The organism is Rhizobacter sp. (assembly GCF_031412495.1).
In the GTDB taxonomy this organism is placed as follows: Bacteria; Pseudomonadota; Gammaproteobacteria; order Burkholderiales; family Burkholderiaceae_C; genus Schlegelella_A.
On the sequence record NZ_JANODC010000523.1, the window covers coordinates 1 to 1,685 of the forward strand.

Genomic DNA, 1,685 nt, shown 5'->3' on the forward strand with positions numbered 1-1,685 from the left:
CGCTACTTCGGCCCGTTCCCGAGCGCGTGGGCGGTCAAGGACTCGATCCAGCTGCTGCAGAAGGTGTTCCACCTGCGCAGCTGCGAGGACACGGTGTTCGCCAACCGCACCCGGCCCTGCCTGCTCTACCAGATCAAGCGCTGCTCGGCCCCCTGCGTCGACTACATCGCCCCGGACGACTACGCCCGCGACGTCACCAACGCGGAACGATTCCTGCACGGCGAGCAGCAGGAGCTGATGGACGCGCTGCAGGCGCAGATGATGGCGCGCGCCGAAGCGCTGCAGTTCGAGCAGGCGGCCGAGATCCGAAACCAGATCGGCTCGCTGTCGCGCGTCCTGCACCAGCAGGCGGTCGAGGACAACACCGGCGCGCGGCCGGTCGACACCGACATCCTAGCCGTGAAGGTCGAGGGCGGCCGTGCCTGCGTGAACCTGGCCATGGTGCGCGGCGGCCGCCATCTCGGCGACCGGCCGTACTTCCCGAAGCAGGTCGAGAGCGCGATCGGGATCGAGGCCGGCGCGGGGGGCGACGAGGAAGGCGACGAGGAGCGCGGGCCCGACTCCGATGCGGCGCCCGCGTCGCCGCCCAAGCCACCCGAGGTGTGCGTGCTGGAGGCCTTCATCGCCCAGCACTACCTCGACGGCGGCCTGCCGCCGCTGCTGGTCGTCAGCCACCCGGTCGACAAGGCCCTGATCGAGGCGCTGGCGGCCAGCAGCGGTGCCCGCACCACCGTCCAGCACCAGCCGCGCGAGCCGCGCCGGGCCTGGCTCGACATGTGCGTCCACGGCGCGGCGCTTCGCCTGGCCCAGCTCCTCGCCGAGGAGGGCTCGCAGCAGGCACGCACCCGGGCCCTGGTCGATGCGCTCGACCTCGTCGTCGAGGATCTGCACGCGTTCCGCATCGAGTGCTTCGACGTCAGCCACACGGCGGGCGAGGCGACGCAGGCGTCGTGCGTCGTCTTCGAGGCGCACAGGATGCAGAGCTCGCAATACCGCCGCTACAACATCGCCGGCATCACGCCCGGCGACGACTACGCGGCGATGCGCCAGGTGCTGATCCGCCGCTACGCCAAGCTCGCCGAGGCGGCGAGCCAGGGCACGGCGCGGCTGCCCGACCTGGTGCTCGTCGACGGCGGCCGCGGCCAGGTCGGCGTGGCGCGCGAGGTCTTCGAGGAGCTCGGCATCGAGGTCTCGCGCATCGTCGGGGTCGAGAAGGGCGAGGCGCGCAAGGTCGGCCTCGAGGACCTCGTCTTCGCCGACGGGCGGGCCAAGGTGGCGCTCGGGCGGGAGTCGGCGGCCCTGATGCTGGTGGCGCAGATCCGCGACGAGGCGCATCGCTTCGCGATCACCGGAATGCGGGCCCGGCGTGCAAGCGTGCGCACCGGCGCGAGCAAGCTCGAGGACATCGCCGGCATCGGCCCCAAGAAACGAGCGAAACTCCTGCAGCGATTCGGCGGTGCGCGGGGCGTGGGCCACGCCAGCGTCGAGGACCTCGCGTCGGTCGAGGGCGTGTCGCGCGAACTCGCAGAGGAGATCTACCGTGCCTTGCATTGATCTGATCGTTCTCCGTCGCGCAGCAGGCCTCGGCTGCGCGTTCCTCGTCGCCTGCTCGGCACCATCGTCGGATGCTCCGGCGCCCGGCGAGTCGCCATCACGGCGCGCGCCGGTCGCGGCTGCACCCGCGG

The 1,685-nt window shown here is 71.9% G+C and carries 1 protein-coding gene; it reads left to right on the forward strand.

The features are described 5' to 3' along the window. The coding region (locus AC30N0_RS19575; RefSeq protein ID WP_489519555.1) for an excinuclease ABC subunit UvrC at positions 1 to 1,554 on the forward strand (1,554 nt) is incomplete at its 5' end. Positions 1,555 to 1,685: the final 131 nt, after the last annotated feature.